This is a genomic window from Sinorhizobium fredii USDA 205 (assembly GCF_001461695.1).
Classification (GTDB): Bacteria; Pseudomonadota; Alphaproteobacteria; order Rhizobiales; family Rhizobiaceae; genus Sinorhizobium; species Sinorhizobium fredii.
Genome location: NZ_AUTC01000099.1, coordinates 100,495 through 120,050, shown reverse-complemented (window position 1 = coordinate 120,050; position 19,556 = coordinate 100,495). Strand labels below are relative to the sequence as shown.

17 protein-coding genes and 1 riboswitch are annotated in these 19,556 nt (G+C 63.8%); of the genes, 8 read left to right on the top strand and 9 right to left on the bottom strand.

Going from position 1 to position 19,556, the window contains the following annotated elements:
- Window positions 1–148 precede the first annotated feature (148 nt).
- The 6 genes from N181_RS10925 to tesB form a co-directional block, all read right to left on the bottom strand.
- The gene (locus N181_RS10925) at window positions 149–955 is read right to left on the bottom strand and encodes an exodeoxyribonuclease III (RefSeq protein ID WP_037393770.1); all 807 of its coding nucleotides are present in this window, start codon (window positions 953–955) and stop codon (window positions 149–151) included.
- A gap of 150 nt (window positions 956–1,105) precedes the next feature.
- Window positions 1,106–1,768 carry an outer membrane lipoprotein carrier protein LolA gene (locus N181_RS10920; RefSeq protein ID WP_037393818.1) on the bottom strand — a complete coding sequence of 221 codons (663 nt, stop codon included), beginning with the start codon at window positions 1,766–1,768 and terminating at the stop codon, window positions 1,106–1,108.
- Window positions 1,769–1,883: 115 nt separating this feature from the next.
- Window positions 1,884–4,532 (bottom strand): FtsK/SpoIIIE family DNA translocase, encoded by a 2,649-nt coding sequence (locus N181_RS10915; protein ID WP_037393773.1) that lies wholly within the window; start codon window positions 4,530–4,532, stop codon window positions 1,884–1,886.
- Window positions 4,533–5,013: 481 nt separating this feature from the next.
- Window positions 5,014–6,441, bottom strand: a complete 1,428-nt coding sequence (locus N181_RS10910) for an ammonium transporter (RefSeq protein ID WP_014330072.1) — start codon at window positions 6,439–6,441, stop codon at window positions 5,014–5,016.
- A gap of 27 nt (window positions 6,442–6,468) precedes the next feature.
- The gene (locus N181_RS10905; protein WP_012709636.1) at window positions 6,469–6,807 is read right to left on the bottom strand and encodes a P-II family nitrogen regulator; all 339 of its coding nucleotides are present in this window, start codon (window positions 6,805–6,807) and stop codon (window positions 6,469–6,471) included.
- Window positions 6,808–7,058: 251 nt separating this feature from the next.
- Window positions 7,059–7,943, bottom strand: a complete 885-nt coding sequence (tesB, locus tag N181_RS10900) for an acyl-CoA thioesterase II (RefSeq protein WP_037393776.1) — start codon at window positions 7,941–7,943, stop codon at window positions 7,059–7,061.
- 86 nt (window positions 7,944–8,029) lie between these two features.
- Between tesB and N181_RS10895 the strand changes: the two genes are divergently transcribed.
- Entirely contained in the window at window positions 8,030–9,244 is a 1,215-nt protein-coding gene (locus N181_RS10895; protein WP_037393779.1) for a ubiquinone biosynthesis hydroxylase, read from the top strand.
- Between the two features lie 187 nt (window positions 9,245–9,431).
- Here the strand turns inward: N181_RS10895 and N181_RS10890 are convergent, their stop codons facing one another.
- Window positions 9,432–9,638: a DUF1737 domain-containing protein gene (locus N181_RS10890; RefSeq protein ID WP_037393782.1), complete on the bottom strand. Its 207-nt coding sequence runs from the start codon at window positions 9,636–9,638 to the stop codon at window positions 9,432–9,434.
- Entirely contained in the window at window positions 9,635–10,540 is a 906-nt protein-coding gene (locus N181_RS10885) for an HpcH/HpaI aldolase/citrate lyase family protein (protein ID WP_037393785.1), read from the bottom strand. Before N181_RS10885 ends, N181_RS10890 begins: the two co-directional genes overlap by 4 nt.
- Window positions 10,541–10,641: 101 nt before the next feature.
- On the opposite strand from N181_RS10885, the gene N181_RS10880 reads away from it, so the two are divergent.
- The 7 genes from N181_RS10880 to N181_RS10850 all read left to right on the top strand — a co-directional run bounded on the left by N181_RS10880 (window position 10,642) and on the right by N181_RS10850 (window position 16,496).
- Window positions 10,642–10,884, top strand: a complete 243-nt coding sequence (locus tag N181_RS10880; RefSeq protein WP_014330078.1) for a hypothetical protein — start codon at window positions 10,642–10,644, stop codon at window positions 10,882–10,884.
- Between the two features lie 204 nt (window positions 10,885–11,088).
- Window positions 11,089–11,694 carry a 3-isopropylmalate dehydratase small subunit gene (leuD, locus tag N181_RS10875; RefSeq protein ID WP_014330079.1) on the top strand — a complete coding sequence of 202 codons (606 nt, stop codon included), beginning with the start codon at window positions 11,089–11,091 and terminating at the stop codon, window positions 11,692–11,694.
- An 11-nt stretch (window positions 11,695–11,705) separates the two neighbouring features.
- On the top strand, window positions 11,706–12,086 hold the full coding sequence (locus N181_RS10870) for a RidA family protein (protein ID WP_037393790.1): 381 nt from the start codon (window positions 11,706–11,708) through the stop codon (window positions 12,084–12,086).
- 71 nt (window positions 12,087–12,157) lie between these two features.
- Window positions 12,158–12,997: an AAA family ATPase gene (locus N181_RS10865; protein ID WP_014330081.1), complete on the top strand. Its 840-nt coding sequence runs from the start codon at window positions 12,158–12,160 to the stop codon at window positions 12,995–12,997.
- Window positions 12,998–13,151: 154 nt separating this feature from the next.
- Window positions 13,152–13,229: riboswitch (SAM riboswitch) on the top strand.
- A 61-nt stretch (window positions 13,230–13,290) separates the two neighbouring features.
- Window positions 13,291–14,214 (top strand): homoserine O-acetyltransferase MetA, encoded by a 924-nt coding sequence (metA, locus tag N181_RS10860; protein WP_037393793.1) that lies wholly within the window; start codon window positions 13,291–13,293, stop codon window positions 14,212–14,214.
- Entirely contained in the window at window positions 14,214–15,398 is a 1,185-nt protein-coding gene (locus tag N181_RS10855; protein ID WP_037393795.1) for a vWA domain-containing protein, read from the top strand. The genes metA and N181_RS10855 overlap by 1 nt, the downstream gene beginning before the upstream one ends.
- Window positions 15,399–15,479: 81 nt before the next feature.
- On the top strand, window positions 15,480–16,496 hold the full coding sequence (locus N181_RS10850) for an aldose epimerase family protein (RefSeq protein WP_014330084.1): 1,017 nt from the start codon (window positions 15,480–15,482) through the stop codon (window positions 16,494–16,496).
- A gap of 47 nt (window positions 16,497–16,543) precedes the next feature.
- Here N181_RS10850 and N181_RS10845 read toward each other — a convergent pair whose 3' ends face one another.
- The gene (locus N181_RS10845) at window positions 16,544–19,393 is read right to left on the bottom strand and encodes a phospholipase D-like domain-containing protein (protein ID WP_234885879.1); all 2,850 of its coding nucleotides are present in this window, start codon (window positions 19,391–19,393) and stop codon (window positions 16,544–16,546) included.
- Window positions 19,394–19,556 lie beyond the last annotated feature (163 nt).

Below are 19,556 nucleotides of genomic sequence, written 5' to 3'. Positions count from 1 at the left end.
GCCACCTTCTCCCCGCAAGCGGGGCGAAGGCGACTCGCGGCCCCGTCTCGCCCCGCCTATTGTTGTAGGAAGAGCGAGTTGCGCGTTCCTGTTCCCTCTCCCCGTGAGAACGGGGAGAGGGCTAGGGTGAGGGGCAATTGACGCGGACTCACAATTCGAAATGCGCGATCACCGGCACATGGTCGGAGGGGCGCTCCCAGCCGCGGGCTTCCCTGAGGATGTCGACGCGGACGAGTTTCGCGGCGAGGTCGGCGGAGGACCAGATGTGGTCGAGCCGGCGACCCCGGTCGACCGCCGCCCAGTCCTTCGCCCGATAGCTCCACCAGGTGTAGAGCTTTTCCGGCGGCGGGGTGTGCTGGCGCATCAGGTCGACCCAGGCGCCGCCGGTCATGACCGTGGTGAGCCCGTCGGTCTCGACGGGGGTGTGGCTGACGATCTTCAGCAACTGCTTGTGCGACCAGACATCGTGCTCCAGCGGCGCGATATTCAGGTCGCCGACCAGGATCGACGAGATGCCCGCCTCGGCCTCGGCGTGCAGCAGCTTCATCTCGTCGACGAAGTCGAGCTTGTGGCCGAATTTCGGATTGATCGTGCGGTCCGGTTCGTCGCCACCGGCCGGCACATAGAAATTGTGCAGGCGAACAGTCTTGCCGCCGGCCGCGAAGACGACGGAGAGATGGCGCGCGTCGCCGACGCCGCAATAGTTGCGGCGATCGGTCAGTTCGGTAAGCGGCAGGCGAGAGATGGTCGCCACGCCGTGGTAGCCCTTCTGCCCGTGCATTTCGATATAGTTGTAGCCGAGCTTTCTGAGCGGAGCCGACGGAAACTGGTCGTCCGGGCATTTGGTTTCCTGCAGGCAGAGGATGTCGGGCTGCCAGTTCAACAAGAGATGCTCCACCAGCGGCATGCGCAGGCGGACGGAGTTGATGTTCCATGTGGCGATGGAAAGGGCCATTCACGTTCCTCTGGGTAGGTTTCGCCGGTGGCGCGACAGCAAGTGTCCGGCAGCACGGGGCGTTTTAATCAGGTCCGGCGCCAATCGACAAGCATGAAAAAGGCCGCCCGAGGGCGGCCGATTCCAGTATCAGAGTCAATGCGGGTTCGGCTACTTGCCACCCTTGTTGCGCACCTCGTCATAGGGAATGCGGAACACCTTGTCGTCGAGTTGGATGCCGGTCTGCACGTTGAAGATCATCACCGACGTGTCCTTCTTCTGGGCGTCCGTGATCGTCCACTGCCTGAGATTGTAGGTCTTCGGGTCGAACATCATGGTGATGGTCGAATCGCCGAAGATCGAGCGGTCGCCCAGCACGATGGTGATGAGGTCCGGCTCGACCCGGACGTTGCGGACCATGCGGCTGCTCAGGTCGATCCTCTCGCTCAAAAGCAGGTTGAGCGGCGTCTTCGACAAGGGATAGATGTCCCAGGTCTTCAGCTTCATGTTGCCGATCACCACCGACCGGCCGTCGGCGATGACCCGCATCGGCGAGGGCGCCTCGTAGTTGAAGCGGATGCGTCCGGGACGGCGGATGTAGAACTTGCCGCCGGTCTGCTCGCCGCGCGGGCCGAACTGGACGAATTCGCCGGCCATCGTCTTCACCGATGAAAAGTGATCGGCGATCTTCTGGGCAACGGCGGATGCCTGCGCCGAAGCGGGGGCCGCGTCGAGGGTCGTTCCGGCAATGCCCGCGAGCGCTGCCAGGCCGCAAACGAAGAGGCGCCGCGAGATCACCAGAGTATTGCCGTCGCCGTTTCTTGTCTCTGTCATCGCAGTCTCCTTCATATGAGCGTCATGTGGAGCGCAAGTGGGGCGCCTTCAAGGCGTCATTTGCTGCTGCTCCGGCCTCGCTCTCAAATGACCGTTACCGGCCGGCTCTCCCGACTTACCGGCCCGTGATCTCCGCCTCGGTCGGCACCAGGATCTCGCGCTTGCCGGCGTGGTTCGCCGGGCCGATGATGCCCTCCTGCTCCATCCGCTCGATCAGCGAGGCGGCACGATTATAGCCGATACCGAGGCGCCGCTGCACGTAGGAGGTCGAAGCCTTGCCGTCACGCAGCACGATCGCCACGGCCTGGTCGTAGGGGTCTTCGGAATCGGCGAGATTCGAGGTCCCGGACGGTCCGCCGCCTTCGCTCTCCTCGTCGTCGTCCTCGGTGATCGCATCGAGATACTGCGGCACGCCTTGCGTCTTCAGATAGGCGACAACCTCTTCCACTTCCGTATCGGAGACGAAGGGGCCGTGGACGCGCTGGATGCGCCCGCCGCCCGCCATGTAGAGCATGTCGCCCTGGCCGAGGAGCTGTTCGGCTCCCTGTTCGCCGAGGATGGTGCGGCTGTCGATCTTCGAGGTGACCTGGAAGGAGATGCGGGTCGGGAAGTTCGCCTTGATCGTGCCGGTGATGACGTCGACCGACGGGCGCTGCGTCGCCATGATGACGTGGATGCCGGCGGCGCGGGCCATCTGGGCGAGCCGCTGCACGGCGCCTTCGATGTCCTTGCCGGCGACCATCATCAGGTCGGCCATCTCGTCGATGATGACGACGATATAGGGCATCGGCGAGAGGTCGAACTCCTCGGTCTCGTAGACGGCTTCGCCGGTCTGGCGGTCGAAGCCGGTCTGGACGGTGCGGGTGATCGCCTCGCCCTTCAGAAGCGCCTGCTCGACGCGCGCGTTGAAGCCGTCGATGTTGCGGACGCCGATCTTCGACATCTTCTTGTAGCGCTCTTCCATCTCGCGCACGGTCCATTTCAGCGCGACGACGGCCTTCTTCGGATCGGTGACCACCGGCGACAGCAGATGCGGGATGCCGTCATAGACGGAGAGCTCGAGCATCTTCGGATCGATCATGATCAGCCGGCACTGATCGGGGGTGAGGCGATAGAGCAGCGACAGGATCATCGTGTTGATCGCCACCGACTTGCCCGAACCGGTGGTGCCGGCGACGAGCAGATGCGGCATCTTGGCGAGGTCGGCGACGACCGGTTCACCGCCGATCGTCTTGCCGAGCGCCATGGCAAGCTTCGTCTTGGTGGTCTCGAAGTCGCGCGAGCCGATCAGTTCGCGCAGATAGACCATCTCGCGCCGCTGGTTCGGCAGTTCGATGCCGATGGCGTTGCGGCCCGGCACGACCGCGACGCGGGCGGCGATCGCGCTCATCGAGCGGGCGATGTCGTCGGCAAGGCCGATGACGCGCGACGACTTGATGCCCGGCGCCGGCTCCAATTCGTAGAGCGTCACAACAGGCCCCGGGCGCACATGGATGATCTCGCCCTTGACGCCGAAATCCTCCAGCACGCCTTCGAGCATGCGGGCATTCTGTTCGAGCGCATCGGACGATAGGGAGGCGTCGCGGGTGACATTCTTCGCCTCGGCGAGGAAATGGATCGGCGGAAGCGTGAAGTCGCCATCGTCATCGACGAAGGAGCGTTGGGCTTCGCGTTCGATGCGCTGGCCGCTCTTCGGCCGCGTCGGTGGCGGAGCAACCCTGGAACCGTTGATCGGCGGCCTGGCCGGAGCGGGCCGCGGTGCCCAGTCGGCGGCGATGTCGTCCTCGTCGTCCGGCAGGATGCCGGCGGGGCGAGGATCGTCGAGGTCGAAGGGCGGGTCGTCTTCGTCGGCGAGGATCGGCGGCGGCGTGACGAGGCGGCGCTCGGCGCGATCGAGCGATGGTTCGACGCGCGCGGCGCCGGCCTGTGTCTTCGGCCGGGCCGGCTCGTTGAGCGTGCCGAATTCGTCGTTGTTGAAATCATAGGGCTCGTCGTACTGGCGCTTGGCGCGGCTGGCGCTCAGGCCGAAGGCGCGACGCAGCCGGGCTTGCGCCGTGAAACGCATATGGGCCAGCGAGCCCATCAGGAGGGTCAGCGGCCCCTCGTCATCCTCATCCTCGAGCTCTTCGCGGATGGTGCGGGCCTTGCTCGGAACGGACTCCGGTGCCGCCTCTTCCTCGCCTTCGTCGCTGACACCGATAAGCCCGGCGCTGAAGATCAGCGCCCAGGCGGCCGGCGCAGCGAAGAGGCAGGCGAGAACGGTCGCGAAGGTGCCGGTCGGGAAGGTGCCGGTGAAGAGCGCCGGGAAGCGCAGGATCATGTCGCCAAAGACGCCGCCGAGACCGTTCGGCAGCGGCCAGGTGATCGGCGCCGGCACGCAGCTCAGGGCAGCGCTCGCCAGCACCGAACCGACGAACCAGAGGCAGAGCCGCTTGACGGCCTTGTCGAAAGGTTTGCCGCCAATCAGCACGAGCGCCCAGGCGACCGCCGGCAGCAGCGCCACGACGCTCGCCAGTCCGAAGAATTGCATGAAGATATCGGCAAAGGCAGCACCGCCGTAGCCGAGCACGTTGGTCGGCTCCTGCGAGGTGGCATAGGAGAAGCTCGGATCGGAAACGTTCCATGTCGAAAGCGCGGCAACGGCGAGCGCCAGGGCGCCGAACAGCGCAAAACCTGCCAGCGACGCGGTCTGGCGCCAGAGGAAGGTGGTCAGCACGAACTGGTTGGAACGGCTGTCAAGCGTTGCGGGATTGCTTCTGCTCATGTTGCCTGCTGCCCGTTTCGATCCGCCGGAGCGCCACGCATCTTCCAAGTGAACGGTGGGAACATTCCAGCCATTGATTGCAGGGCATTCTTGCCGCCCTTCCGAAACCGGTCTGGACACAGAATGCTCCGGGCACATTGCGTGCCATGGAATCAACCTAAGCGGACGAGGGTTAATGCGACATTAACCATGCGCCTGCGGGAACGAAATAGCGCGTGATGACGATGATTCCGTCGCAAATTGATCCCTATCGCGGGTCCTCACCTTAACCCTCTCCCCGAGGGAACTTGGGCCGAAGCGATGCCGCGCGTTTCCTTCGCCCCGGGGAGAAGATGCCGGCAGCCGGATGAGGGGTGGTCAGCGCATTGAGCAGCACAAAAAAAGCCCGGATCGCGAGGATCCGGGCGAAAGGGCGATCCGCGAAATATGCGGATCGCGACGGGACTGTTGGCGGCGCTTTTCTGCCGGCGCCGCAATCCGCTTAGCTGGCGTGATAGGCGGCTTCGCCGTGCGAGGAGAGGTCGAGACCTTCGCGCTCCGCTTCGACCGTGACGCGCAGGCCGACGATTGCATCGACAACCTTGAAGAGGATGACCGAACCGACACCGGACCAGACGACGGTGACGAGCACGCCCTTGAGCTGCGCCCAGACCTGCGTTGCCGTGCCGGCGTAGCCAGCGGCGAAGTCGGCGGTCGAATAGTCGACGATGCCTGCGCCGCCGAGCGCCGGGTTGACGAGGATGCCGGTTGCGATCGCGCCGAGGATGCCGCCGACGCCGTGGATGCCGAACACGTCGAGGCTGTCGTCATAGTGGAACTTGTTCTTTACCACATCGACGAAGAAGTAGCAGAGCGGCGAGACGGCGAGGCCGAGTACGATCGCGCCCATCGGCCCGGCAAAGCCGGCGGCCGGGGTGACGGCGACGAGGCCGGCAACGGCACCCGAGGCGGCGCCAAGCATCGAGGCCTTGCCGCGAACGAGCGTTTCAACGACCGCCCAGGAGACGATGGCTGCTGCCGTTGCCAGGAAGGTGTTGATCATCGCGAGGGCCGCATAGGCATTGGCTTCGAGGTTCGAGCCGGCATTGAAGCCGAACCAGCCGACCCACAGCAGCGAGGCGCCGACCATGGTGAGCGTCATCGAATGCGGAGCCATGATCTCGCGCTTGTAGCCCGTGCGCTTGCCGAGCATGATCGCGCCTACGAGGCCCGCGATACCGGCATTGATGTGGACGACGGTGCCGCCGGCGAAGTCGATCGCGCCGAAGGAGAAGATCAGGCCGGTCGGAGCCGTGTAGGCGCTCGGTCCACCCCAGAACCAGACCATGTGGGCGATCGGGAAGTAGACGAAGGTGACCCACAGGATGACGAACAGCATGACGGCCGAGAACTTGATGCGCTCGGCGAAGGCGCCGACGATCAGGGCCGGCGTGATGCAGGCGAAGGTCATCTGGAAGACGACGAAGACGTATTCGGGGATGAAGACGCCCTTCGAGAAGCTTTCCGCAAGGGTCGTCGTGTCGACGCCCGCCAGGAACATTTTCGAGAAGCCGCCGATGAACGAGTTGAGCGAGCCGCCATCCGTGAAGGCCAGCGAATAGCCGTAGGTCACCCAGATGATCATCACGACGGCGGTGATCATCATAACCTGCATCAGCACCGACAGCATATTCTTGGCACGCACCAGACCGCCATAGAAGAGCGCGAGACCGGGAACGGTCATCAACAGGACGAGGATGGTCGACAGCAGCATCCAGGTGGTGTCGCCCTTGTCCGGAACCGGCGTTGCCGCAACGGCCTCGGCAGCGGCGGGCGCCGCCTCCTGGGCGAAAGCAACGACCGGCGCGAGCAAGGCGGCAGCGGTGGCGCCCACGCGTCGAAGAGAGAGGGAAAGATTGAATGACGACATCGAAAAATGCTCCCTGATCGGCGCTGCTTACAACGCTTCTGAATCGGTTTCGCCGGTGCGGATGCGCACGGCATGGTCAATCGAATAGACGAAGATCTTGCCGTCGCCGATCTGGCCGGTCTTGGCGGCCGAGGCGATCGCGTCGACGGCCTTGTCGACGATCTCCGACGGAACCGCGATCTCGATCTTCAGCTTCGGCAGGAAGCTCACGGCGTATTCGGTGCCACGGTAGATTTCGGTGTGCCCCTTCTGGCGGCCGTATCCCTTCACTTCGGTCACGGTCAAACCCTGGATGCCTACGGTGGTCAGGGCTTCGCGAACCTCATCGAGCTTGAACGGCTTGATAATGGCCATCACAATTTTCATCGGCTTCCCATCCTTGTCTGCCTCGGCCCGGAGGCCGTCTCTCCTTGCTGCTTGAGCGCATGAAGCGCCGGGCAACCGAACCTTCACATTCAAGGGGCGTGCCAGATTCGATCGAGAAGGCGCAAATTCAGGAAAAGACACGGAAAAACCACTTTTCGCGGCGCTTCGGCCGCGAAGTGCTAAAAAAGAAGCCAATCAAGAAGCTTAAAAAACAGGCAAAAGAACAAAAAAGGCTGGAGATTGCCTATTTTTTACTCAACTGCCTTTTTACGGATCAGGCCTTCCTGGGCCACGGAGGCGATCAGCACGCCGGAACGATCGAACAGGCTGCCGCGCGTCATGCCGCGCGCGCCGTGCGCGCTTGGGCTGTCCTGCGTGTAGAGCAGCCAGTCGTCCATCCTGGAGGGTCGATGGAACCACATGGCGTGGTCCAGGCTCGCGACCTGGAGCGTCCGGTCGAAGACCGAAGTGCCGTGCGCGTAGAGCGAGGTATCGAGCAGCGTCATGTCGGACAGATAGGCAAGGACGGCGGCCTGCAGATGGCGCTCGTCCGGCACGTTGCCGACGGTCTTCACCCAGACGTCCTGCCGCGGCGTGGCCTTGTCGCGCGAGAAGTAATGCTCGAGCGAGGTCGGCCGGATCTCGATCGGCCGCGGCCGTTCCCAGTAGCGGCGGATCGCCTCGGGTGCGTGGACGAGGAATTTCTCGCGCAGTTCCTTTTCGCCCGGCAAGGTTTCCGGCATCGGCACGTCGGGCATGTCGAACTGATGGTCGAATCCGTCCTCGTCATACTGGAAGGAGGCCGACATGGAGAAGATCGCCTTGCCGTGCTGGATCGCCACGACGCGCCGGGTGGCGAAGCTCGATCCGTCGCGGATACGGTCGACCTCGTAGATGATCGGCACGGTCGGGTCGCCCGGCCGCAGGAAATAGGCGTGCAGCGAATGGACATAGCGGCCTTCGTCCACGGTGCGTTGCGCGGCGACCAGCGCCTGGCCGATGACCTGCCCGCCGAACACCCGCTGCCAGCCGACCTGGGGGCTCAGGCCCCGGAACAGGTTTTCTTCGAGCTTTTCGAGATCGAGGATCCCGAGCAGCGCATCCATGGGCGTGGCGGATTCGGCGGGGCGCGACATTTTCGGCGGTCTCCGATGGTAGGAACGGCGATGGCATTGATCTATATACGCATGGATCGATGCTCAAGTGCGACGGGAGAGGCGGGATGATCGATGTATTGATTGCCGGAGGCGGCTATGTCGGCCTGTCGCTCGCCGTATCGCTCAAGAAAGCGGCTCCCCATCTCGACGTGACCGTCGTCGACGGCGCGCCGGAAGGCGCCTGGAAAAAGGACGAGCGGGCCTCCGCGGTCGCCCTTGCGGCCGAGCGCATGCTCGACGTTCTCGGCGTCTGGAACGCGATCGCCCCGGAGGCGGAGCCGATCCTCCGGATGGTGATCACCGATTCGAAAACGGCCGATCCCGTCCGTCCGGTGTTCCTGACCTTCGAGGGCGATGGCGGCGAGGGGCGCCCCTTCGCACATATGGTGCCGAATACCGCGCTGGTCGGCGCATTGCGCGAGGCCTGCCGGGAACTCGGCGTGCCGATCCGCCAGGCGGCGTTGGTCGAAAACTTCAAGAGCGGCGATCACGCCGTTGCCGTGACACTCGCCGGCGGCGCGGCGGTGGAGGCGCGACTGCTCGTCGCTTGCGACGGGGTGCGCTCGAAATTGCGCGAGGCCGCCGGCATCAAGGTCGTCGAGTTCGATTACGGCCAGTCCGGCATCGTGACGACGGTCGAGCACGAGCGGCCGCACGGCGGCACGGCGGAGGAGCATTTCCTGCCGGCGGGGCCCTTCGCCACCCTGCCGCTCAAGGACAATCGCTCGTCGCTGGTCTGGACGGAGCGCAGCGCCGACGCCGAGCGCCTGGTCAAAGAGGATGATTTCATTTTCGAGGAGGAACTGGAGCGCCGCTTCGGCCACAAGCTCGGCCATCTCAAGGTGGTCGGCGGCCGCAGGGCCTTTCCGCTCGGGCTGACGCTGGCGCGCGATTTCGTAGCACCTCGCTTCGCGCTGGCGGGCGATGCCGCGCACGGCATCCATCCGATCTCGGGCCAGGGCCTCAATCTCGGCTTCAAGGACGTGGCGGCGCTTGCCGAAACGGTCGTCGAGGCGGACCGCCTCGGCCTCGACATCGGCTCGCTTGCCGTTCTCGAGCGCTACCAGACCTGGCGGCGTTTCGACACCTTCCGCATGGGCGTGACGACCGACGTCCTGAACCGGCTGTTCTCCAACGACATCACGCCGGTGAGGGTCATCCGCGACATCGGCCTCGGCCTCGTCGACCGCCTGCCGTCGCTCAAGAGTTTCTTCATTCGCCAGGCCGCCGGCGTTGCCGGCGAAACGGACCCGCGATTGCTTTCGGGCCAGCCGATCTGAGGAAAGTGTGGGGCCTTTGTAACTTCGGCCCCGCATCCGGCCTGCCGGCCACCTTCTCCCCGCAGGCGGGGCGAAGGAGACGCGCGGCGCCACCTCAGTCCCCTCGCCCCGCCTGCGGGAAGAGGGTTAGTCCTCGGGTTAAACCCGAGGAGAGGGGCAACTTGGACCCACTCGACAACACCGTGGCTTACTGCTCCGACAATTTCATGTCTGGATGATAGTCCTTGCCCTCCACCTCTTTCGTCACCGCCTGACCGCATTGCATATGCTGGGTGTCGGCATTGAAGGCATAGGTCGGCGAGCCGTGCAGGCTCCAACCCTGGTTCAATGCCGCCGTCACCTTGTGGCAGAACGAAGCGTCGTCGGGGCCGGTCAGAAATCGGTAGAGTTTCAAGGTTTCGCCTTTCGTTTTTCGATGATCTCCGCTTTCGCGGCGAGTTTCAGTGCCTGGTCGAGATGGAGGCGCTCGACCATGCGGCCGTCAAGGTTGATCACGCCTTTGCCTGCATGCTCCGGCCGGGCGAAGGCGCCGATGATCGCTCGCGCCTCGTCGAGCGCCGCCGCGTCGACGCCGAAGCAACGATTGGCCGCGTCGATCTGGGCGGGATGGATCAGCATCTTGCCGTCATAGCCCATGTCGCGCCCCTGCTCGCACTCGGCCGCAAAACCCTCCGCGTCGCGAAAATCGTTGAAGACCGCGTCGATGGCGTCGAGACCGCTGCCGCGCGCCGCGATGAGCACCTGCATCAGCCAGGGCACGAGATAGGTGCGGCCGGCGAGCGCGGGAACGCCCGTCGCGTGGCGCAGGTCGTTGAGCCCGACAACGAAGCAATCGAGCCGGCCGCCGAGGGTGCGGCCCATCTCGGCGATGGCCGGCGCATTGAGGACGCCGCGCGGCGTCTCGATCATCGCCCAGAGCCTCAGGCTCTCCGGCGCGTCGTTTTCAGAGAGCCAATCGAGAACCGTTTGGATATCGGCAGGGCTTTCGACCTTCGGCAGAAGGATCGCGTCCGGGCGCGTCGACAGTGCGGCGGCAAGATCCGCTTCGCTGAACCCCGATTCCGCCACATTGACGCGGATGATCGCTTCGCCGTCCGGCCGATTTGTGGACAGGTGGCGGACAAGGGCGTCGCGGGCCTCGGCCTTGCGCTCGGGTGCCACGGCGTCCTCGAGGTCGAAGATCACCGCATCCGCGACAAGATCCTTGATCTTGGCAAGGGCACGGGGGTTGTCGGCCGGCACGCTAAGCACGGAACGGCGGAGCCGCACGGGATGATGATCGGTTGCTCTTGTCATAGGACCGGTTGTGCCCGCCTTTCTTGCCTTGCGCAAGGTCGAAGGGCCTCTTGCAAGCGGTGCCGCCAGCCACCACATGCCTTGATAGAAAGGTGACGAATATGCAAAGCATCCGCTCTGTTCTCTTCACGGCCGCAGTCCTTACCATCACGGTTGCGGCCTTCGTGCTGACCGCCTCGCTTGCCCTGGCGCTTGCCGGCATTGCCGCCGTCGTCGCGATCGGCAGCGCCATCGCCGCAAGGTTCAACGCCAAGCCGATGCCGGCGCGTGCCCGCCCGGCCGCCGGTCATGAGCGTGAAATGCGAATCTGGAACGACGGGCGCGGCACGATCATCGACCTCTAGAGCGCCGCGCGTTCAGTTGAACGCGCAAAGGACGCTCTAGCACTTTTGAAACTAGAGCATCTTTCTGCTTTCAGTGGTTCTACCTAAAGCAGGATGCTCTAGAATCGTGCTCCCGGAGCCTCGCGGACGCAGATTCTCCTTCATTTCGGCGCGAAACTGATCTAAACGCTCTCCAACACTTCCGCTGAAATCGAAGGCTAGCCCATGGACAAGTTCGTCAAGCTCACCGGCGTTGCTGCGCCCCTGCCCGTCGTCAACATCGACACGGACATGATCATTCCGAAGGATTACCTGAAGACGATCAAGCGCACCGGTCTCGGCACGGGGCTTTTCGCCGAAGCCCGCTACAACGAGGACGGCACGCCGAACCCGGATTTCGTGCTCAACAAGCCGGCCTATCAGAACGCCAAGATCCTGGTTGCCGGCGATAATTTCGGCTGCGGCTCCTCGCGCGAGCATGCGCCCTGGGCGCTCCTCGATTTCGGCATCCGCTGCGTCATCTCCACCTCGTTCGCCGACATCTTCTACAATAACTGTTTCAAGAACGGCATCCTGCCGATCGTCGTCAGCCAGGCCGACCTCGACAAGCTGATGGACGACGCCAACCGCGGTTCAAACGCCGTGTTGTCGATCGATCTGGAAACCCAGGAGATCACCGGCCCGGATGGCGGCTCGATCAAGTTCGAGATCGACGCCTTCAAGCGCCATTGCCTGCTGAACGGCCTCGACGACATCGGCCTGACGCTCGAAAAGGCGGGTGCCATCGACACTTTCGAAAAGGCAACCGCCGCATCGCGCCCCTGGGCCTGAGCGGCTCGCGGATGACGCGCAGGCTGATCTCCACCGGTTCGCCCTTCGAGAAGACGGCAGGCTATTCGCGCGCCGTCGTGAAGGGCGACTGGTGCTTCGTCTCCGGCACGACCGGCTACGACTACGCCACCATGACCATGCCGGAGACGGTCGAGGATCAGGCGCGCAACTGCCTGAAGACGATCGAAAGCGCCCTGAAGGAAGCCGGCTTCTCGCTCGCCGATGTGGTGCGCAACCATTATTACGTCACCGACGCCAGCTTCGCCGACCGGGTCTTCCCGATCTTCGGCGAGGTCTTCGGCGAGATCCTCCCGGCCGCGACGATGGTCGTCTGCGATCTGATCCGCCCGGAAATGCTGATCGAAATCGAAGTCACGGCGTTTCGAGGGTAAGCGGGATGAGGAAAAGTGTAAGCGGTTTTCCGCCCGCATCCCGCGTTTTCACTTAGAACCGAAGGCAGCCGATGCAGTTCGAAGGCACCGCCGACTATATTGCCGACAAGGACCTGATGGTCGCCGTCAACGCGGCGATCCGGCTGGAGCGGCCGCTGCTCGTCAAGGGCGAGCCCGGCACCGGCAAGACCGAACTTGCCCGCCAGATTGCCGCAGCACTCGGCCTCGACCTCATCGAGTGGAGCGTCAAGTCGACGACCAAGGCGCAGCAGGGGCTCTACGAATACGATGCCGTTTCGCGGCTGCGCGACAGCCAGCTCGGCGACGCCCGGGTCAACGATGTGAAGAACTATATCCGCAGGGGCAAGCTCTGGCAGGCCTTCGAGGCGCCTCGGAAGGTGGTGCTGTTGATCGACGAGATCGACAAGGCGGATATCGAGTTCCCGAACGACCTGCTGCAGGAACTCGACCGGATGGACTTCCACGTCTACGAGACCGGCGAGACGGTCCGTGCCCTGCACCGGCCGATCGTCATCATCACCTCCAACAACGAGAAGGAACTGCCGGACGCCTTCCTGCGCCGCTGCTTCTTCCACTATATCCGCTTTCCGGATGCCGAGACGCTAACCCGCATTGTCGAGGTTCACTATCCGGGCATCCGCAAGAACCTGCTGTCGGCGGCGCTTGCCGCCTTCTATGGCGTCCGCGAGGTGCCGGGCCTGAAGAAGAAGCCCTCGACCTCCGAGGCGCTCGATTGGATCCGCCTGCTGGTCGCCGACGAGATCGATCCGGCAGACTTGCGCGCCGATCCGAAATCGATGCTGCCGAAGCTCCATGGCGCGCTTCTGAAGAACGAGCAGGACGTGCACCTCTTCGAGCGGCTGGCCTTCATGGCGCGCCGCGACGGATGAGGCCGCGTTCAGAAGCCTGATCCCGCGCAGTGCGGAAAATGCCCCTCACCCTGACCCTCTCCCCGCAAGCGGGCGAGCGGACCGGAGTTTGCCGCGCCGCCTTCCCTACCCGAGACTCCTTTTTCATTGACCGCGCGGCCTTCGTCGCGCTATCAAGCGATCCTGTGGTGATTTGGCCGGCCGGCTTGCAGCCACGTTAAAGAAATCGCTAAAGGGCCGAGGAAGAACGGATTTCCGAGGACCGGTCGCGATCATTTCGCCGCCGGTTTTTTTGTATTGATCGAGTGACGCCCATGCCCATCAAGATACCCGATACGCTGCCCGCCTTCGAAACGCTCGTCAACGAGGGTGTGCGGGTGATGACGGAGACCGCGGCGGTCCGCCAGGACATCCGCCCGCTGCAGATCGGGCTCTTGAACCTGATGCCGAACAAGATCAAGACGGAGATCCAGATCGCCCGGCTGATCGGCGCGACGCCGCTGCAGGTGGAACTGACGCTGGTGCGCATCGGCGGCTACCGGCCGAAGAACACGCCCGAGGAGCATCTCTTCGCCTTCTACGAGACCTGGGAGGAGGTAAAGGGGCGCAAGTTCGACGGCTTCATCATCACCGGCGCGCCGGTCGAGATGCTCGACTATGAAGAGGTCACCTATTGGCGGGAACTGCAGAGCATCTACGACTGGACGACGACGCATGTGCACTCGACGCTGAACGTCTGTTGGGGGGCGATGGCGGCGATCTACCACTTCCACGGTGTGCCGAAATATGCGCTCAAGGAAAAGGCCTTCGGCGTCTATCGCCACCAGAACCTCAGGTCCTCCTCCGTCTATCTGAACGGCTTTTCGGATGATTTCGCCGTGCCCGTGTCGCGTTGGACCGAGGTGCGCCGCGCCGATATCGACCGGGTGCCCGGCCTCGAGATCCTGATGGAATCGAAGGAGATGGGCGTCTGCCTGGTGCACGAAAAGAAGGGCAACCGGCTCTATATGTTCAACCACGTCGAATATGATTCGACCTCGTTGTCGGACGAATATTTCCGCGACGTCGATGCCGGCGTGCCGATCAAGCTGCCGCATGACTATTTCCCGCACAACGATTCCTCCCTGCCGCCGCAGAACCGCTGGCGCAGCCATGCGCATCTCTTCTTCGGCAACTGGATCAACGAGATGTACCAGACGACACCCTACGAGCTCGAGAAGATCGGCACGGGAGAGTGATGTTCATCCCCTTCTTCCTCGAATTGAAGGCCGAGAAGGTCCCGGTGACGCTCCGGGAGTTCCTGTCGCTGATCGAGGGAATGGAGAAGGGGATCGCCGCCTTCGACGTTGAAGCCTTCTATTTCCTGGCGCGCACGGCGCTCATCAAGGACGAGCGCTACCTCGACCGCTTCGACCGGGTCTTCCAGCGCTCCTTTGCCGGGCTCGAGGCGGCCCCGCAGCCGGAGGGCCTTGTCGAAACCGCCATCCCCGAGGAATGGCTGAGGAAGCTCGCCGAGAAATACCTGACCGAGGAGGAAAAGAGGCTCGTCGAGGCGCTTGGGGGCTTCGACAAGCTGATGGAGACGCTGCGCCAGCGGCTCGCCGAGCAGGCCGGCCGCCACCAGGGCGGCTCGAAATGGATCGGCACGGCCGGCACGTCGCCCTTCGGCGCCTATGGCTACAACCCCGAGGGTGTCCGGATCGGCCAGGAGGGCTCGCGCCACCGGCGCGCCGTCAAGGTCTGGGACCGCCGCGAGTTCAAGGACTACGACGACACAGTCGAGCTCGGCACCCGCAACATCAAGGTCGCCTTGAAACGGCTCAGGCGCTGGGTGCGCGAGGGGGCAGCCGAAGAGCTCGACCTTTCCGGCACGATCCGCTCCACCGCGGAGCACGGCTATCTGGACGTGGTGACCCGGCCGGAGCGGCGCAATGCCGTCAAGCTCCTGATGTTCTTCGATGTCGGCGGATCGATGGACGATCACATCCGCGTCGTCGAGGAACTGTTCTCGGCGGCGCGCGCCGAGTTCCGCCACATGGACTATTTCTACTTCCACAACTGTATCTACGAGGGCGTCTGGAAGGACAACCGCCGCCGCCGCGCCGACATCACCCGCACCGCGGAGCTGCTGCGGACCTATCACGGCGACTATCGCGCCATCTTCGTCGGCGACGCGTCGATGAGCCCCTATGAGATCAGCCATCCGGGCGGCTCGGTCGAACACTGGAACGACGAGTCGGGGGCGCTCTGGCTCGAACGCCTGACGACGCATTTCCCGCATTCGATCTGGCTCAACCCGGTGCCGGAAAGCGACTGGCGCCACACCCATTCGATCGGCATGGTCCGCGCTCTTTTTGGCGGGCGGATGTTTCCCTTGACGCTCGCCGGCCTGCAGGCGGCGACGAAGGAATTGTCCCGCTGAAAAATGCGACTTTCCGGTTGCCGCACCGCCGGAAATGACGCAGTTTGTCGCCCGCCTGGATGACGCAGCAAGGGACACAAGATGAGCACCGACACGGAAATCTTCGGCCACCTACCCTCTGGTGAACCGGTCTATCGGGTGACGCTTGAGGGCGGCGGGCTGATCGCCAAGGTGTTGACCTGGGGCTCGGTCATCCAGGACCTCAGGCTCGAAGGCCATGCGGCCCCGCTCGTCCTCGGTTTCGAGGATTTCGACAGTTATCCATCCCATTCCTCCTATTTCGGTGCCACGCCCGGCCGCAACGCCAACCGTATCGGCGACGGTCGCTTCACGCTCGAAGGCAACGCCTACCAGCTCGAGGTCAACGAAAAGGGTGTCACGCATCTGCATGGCGGCAGCGACAATATCGCCAAGCGCAACTGGTCGATCGTCGAGCGGGCCGAGGACCGCGTCACGCTCCGGATCACCGACCCCGACGGCCGCGCCGGCTATCCCGGCAATTGCACGGTCACCTGCACCTATACGCTGAAGCCCGGCGGCACGTTGAACGTCCTCTACGAAACCGAAACGGATGCGCCGACGCTCGCCAATGTCTGTCAGCACAGCTATTTCAACCTCGACGGCGGCGAGGATGCGCGCGGCCATGACATCATGATCGCCGCCGACCATTACCTGCCGACGGACGAGCGGCTGATCCCGACCGGCGAAATCCGCCCGGTTGCCGGCACCCCTTTCGATCTCCGCGAAATGACCTCGCTCAGGCGCCAGATGGAGGGCGACAAGATCGCCTATGACCACAATTTCTGCCTCTCGCCCGAGCGCATGCAGAAGCGCTCGGTGGCGCTGGTGCGCAGCATCAATTCCGGCGTGTCGCTGGAGGTGCTGACGACGGAGCCCGGCGTCCAGCTCTATACCGGCAGCAAGCTGAACGTCCCGGTCCCGGGCCTCGGGGGCCGTCGCTACGGCCCCTTCGCCGGCTTCTGCCTCGAAACGCAGATTTGGCCCGACGCGGTGAACCACGCAGGTTTTCCGAAGGCGGTGCTGAGGCCCGGCGAGACGCTCCGGCAGGAGACGGATTACGTTTTTGCGAAGAACTGACCGGCGCGCCACCCGTCAACACGCCGTCGCCGACCCGATTGCGGTGATCAGCGTCCCAGCAAGACCGATCGCGGGACCGCGACATATCCCGGTGGCGGCACGGTCTCTTCCCCCGGCGATACGAGAATTGGCGGCGGAAGCGTCTCGTCGATCCTGGCCGGCCCGATGCGCTCCCAATCGTATTCGAACAGGGCGCGATAGAACTCGGCGATCTCCCGGTCGTAGAAGATCAGGCTGGCATCCCGGTTGAAGCCGGTTCCGGCGGTCGTCCAATTGTGGCTCCCGACCAGCGCCGCCTCGCCGTCCACGATGATGCCCTTCGTATGGCAGTTTTTCTGGATGCGGATCCGCCCGGTGTCGAAGCCATAATCCTTGGCGAAAGAGATCGTGTCCCGATCGTCGGGACCGAAGCTGCGGAAGATGACGCGAACGTCGAGCCCGTCCTGCTGCTTGGCGAGAAGCGCATCAAGCAACTTGCCGTAGTCGCCGCCGACCGTCTTCGTGTTGAAGCTCTGGTTCTGAAACAATACCGAGCGTCTTGCCGCCTGGATGAAGGGCAGCACGGTCTCGATGTAATTGTCCGGCGTCAGGATCGGATGCACATCGAGCATGCGGCGACCCTCGAGCGGCGGGAAATAGCGGGGCTTTGCCGCCGCTTCCAGGTCGGCCAACATGCCGGCCGGCACGAAGACAAGCGGTTCTGCCGGAGCCGGAGCTTCCTCGGTCTCCCGCGCCTCCTTGAGGTCGCGTTCGATATGGTTCGCGAAAAGCTCCGCGAGTTCGGCATTGTCGAGGATCACATGCCATTCGCGGTTGAACTGCCTGAGCGCCGCAGGGGTGCTGTCTTCCGTCAAGGGATCGACATTGGGCTGGTTGGAGGTTTGCCAGGAGCCGCTCGAGAGCCATAGCGAGCGGCTGTCGCGAACGGCGACCTTGATGTGATAGGCGGAATCGAAAATGCCGGCCTTGCCGACACTGGCGGCGGCGAAGTCAAATTTCGATTTCTTCGCCTCGCGAATCCGATCCACCGTTTCCGCATCGGTGAAGTCGTCCTTTTTCGTGCCGCTCCCGACGTGGCCGCCGAGTTGCAGAACGAGGCCGATCGTTTCCTTGGCTCCCTTCACGCCTGCAATCACGCCATCGACAATGTGGGGAGCCCCAAATTCATACATCGCAACCGCAAGCGACTTGCGCGTCGCCTTCAGGAATTTCGACAGTTGCGGCCAGCCGGAATCGGGACCCGAATGGATGACGAAACGCATCTGTGCGCTGCGGCGCGTCATCGGCAGGTCGGGCCGTTTCTCATAGGCTGTATGCCAACTCGGCACCCGCGCTTCCTCGCCGATCCCGGTGCCTTCGCCGCAAAGGTCGGCCGTTGTGGCGACCGCCACATCGACCCGCACGCCGTCGATCTGCGTGGGCAAGGCAAGCACGCCGCGCGATTCGAGCGAGGACCTTTCGATCTTGCGGCGCACGGAGACCACCACCGCTTTCTCGTCGGTGATCGCTCCGTCGGCGAAGCGGTAGCCGGGCTTGATCGCCACCACATCTGCGCGGTTCGCCAGAAGGGCGCGGGCGTTGACGACGGCCTGCGCCAGCCTTTGCTTGTCGACGGGGCCTCCGACCTCGGATGCGGGCAGTGCGCCACTCGCAATCGTCGGCAAAGCTGCCGCGGTGAACGGCGAGGCAGCTATACCGCCGAGTTCCACCGTGATTCTGAGCGGTATCGTGAAGGTTACACTCCCCGGTGTTGATCCGACCTGAACGACGCCGTCGCGCCCACGCGCGTCTTGGCTCTCATCCTTCGACACGGCTAGCCCTCCCACCCCCTGTATCGCGCGCGCCCGTTCGAGACAGCGGTTCAACATCGGCACGGAAACGGCGTCGTTCTCGACGAATTCGATGCCGCGATAGTGCAGACCCACCACCTCGCCGCTTCCGATGTCGATCACCGGCGAGCCGGAATTACCGCCGAGCGTCGAGCATCCATGGGTGATTTCGTCGGCACCCGCGCCGAGGATCTGGCCGACAGCGACCCTTTTCTTGTCGAAGACGCCACCGAAGATCTTCTCGGCGAGCGCCCGATCGGAGAACCGGCTGTCGCGTGCCGGATAGCCGATGACAGCCACCGGCAATTTCGGCCGCGGCGTCTCGGTGGCGCGAACCAATGCCTTTCGCCCGACCAGCGTCGATGCTGGCGCAAGCTTCAAGAAAGCGACATCGGGTCCGGTCTCCGGCGCCACCCAGACGATCCGTTCGACGCGGACTTCTGCAGACCTGTCATTGCCGAGTTCCTCGAGAAAGTCGACCTTGACCCCGATTGGTGTTCGCGCATCGAATCCGAGGCGGAATTTGAAGCCGACGCCGCTTGCCTCGGCAAACAGATTGGCGACATGGCGGTTTGTGACGACGAGGCCGTCGTCGATGACCCAAGCCGTGCCGACATAGGGGCTGTCGTCGACGAAATTGTCGACATCGATCCGGCCGACGGACATCAGGACATTGGCCATGGAGGCGTCGTGCTGGGCAAGGAGTTTGCGCCACCCCTTCGCCTCGGCACGCGCGCTGTCGAGGTCGATACGGCCATCGCGAACGACATAGACGGGGGTGCCGACCGCGAAGACGATAGTCTCGCGCACGCCGACTTCGTCCGATGGCGCCGCGCCCTCGTCGACTGCCGCGGGTCTGATGCCGGCTTCTATTGCAGGCTCGTTGCGCAGGCGTCGCTTCATCGCCTGCTGTGCCTCCCGGAGCCAGGCAGGCCGCTCCCTGGGTTGCTTCAGCAGCGCCTCGATGTCCGCCTGAACATCAGGATTGCTCGCCTCTTTGATCTGCTGAGCAACGGCACTCACTCGCGTTGAATCGCTGATCGCCATTTCGTCCCCCGGGGCCGACATGTCCAACTATCATTATTGTGCAACTTTTGCGAAAGAATAGTGACGCGACACTACCGATTCGGGGCGGCTCGGTAGGTGCGTCAGAGGCAAGACGCGCGATTTGAGCCGTCCTCCGGCAAAACACCCGACTGCGAGCACGAGCCGGGTCCGTGATAATGCTTTG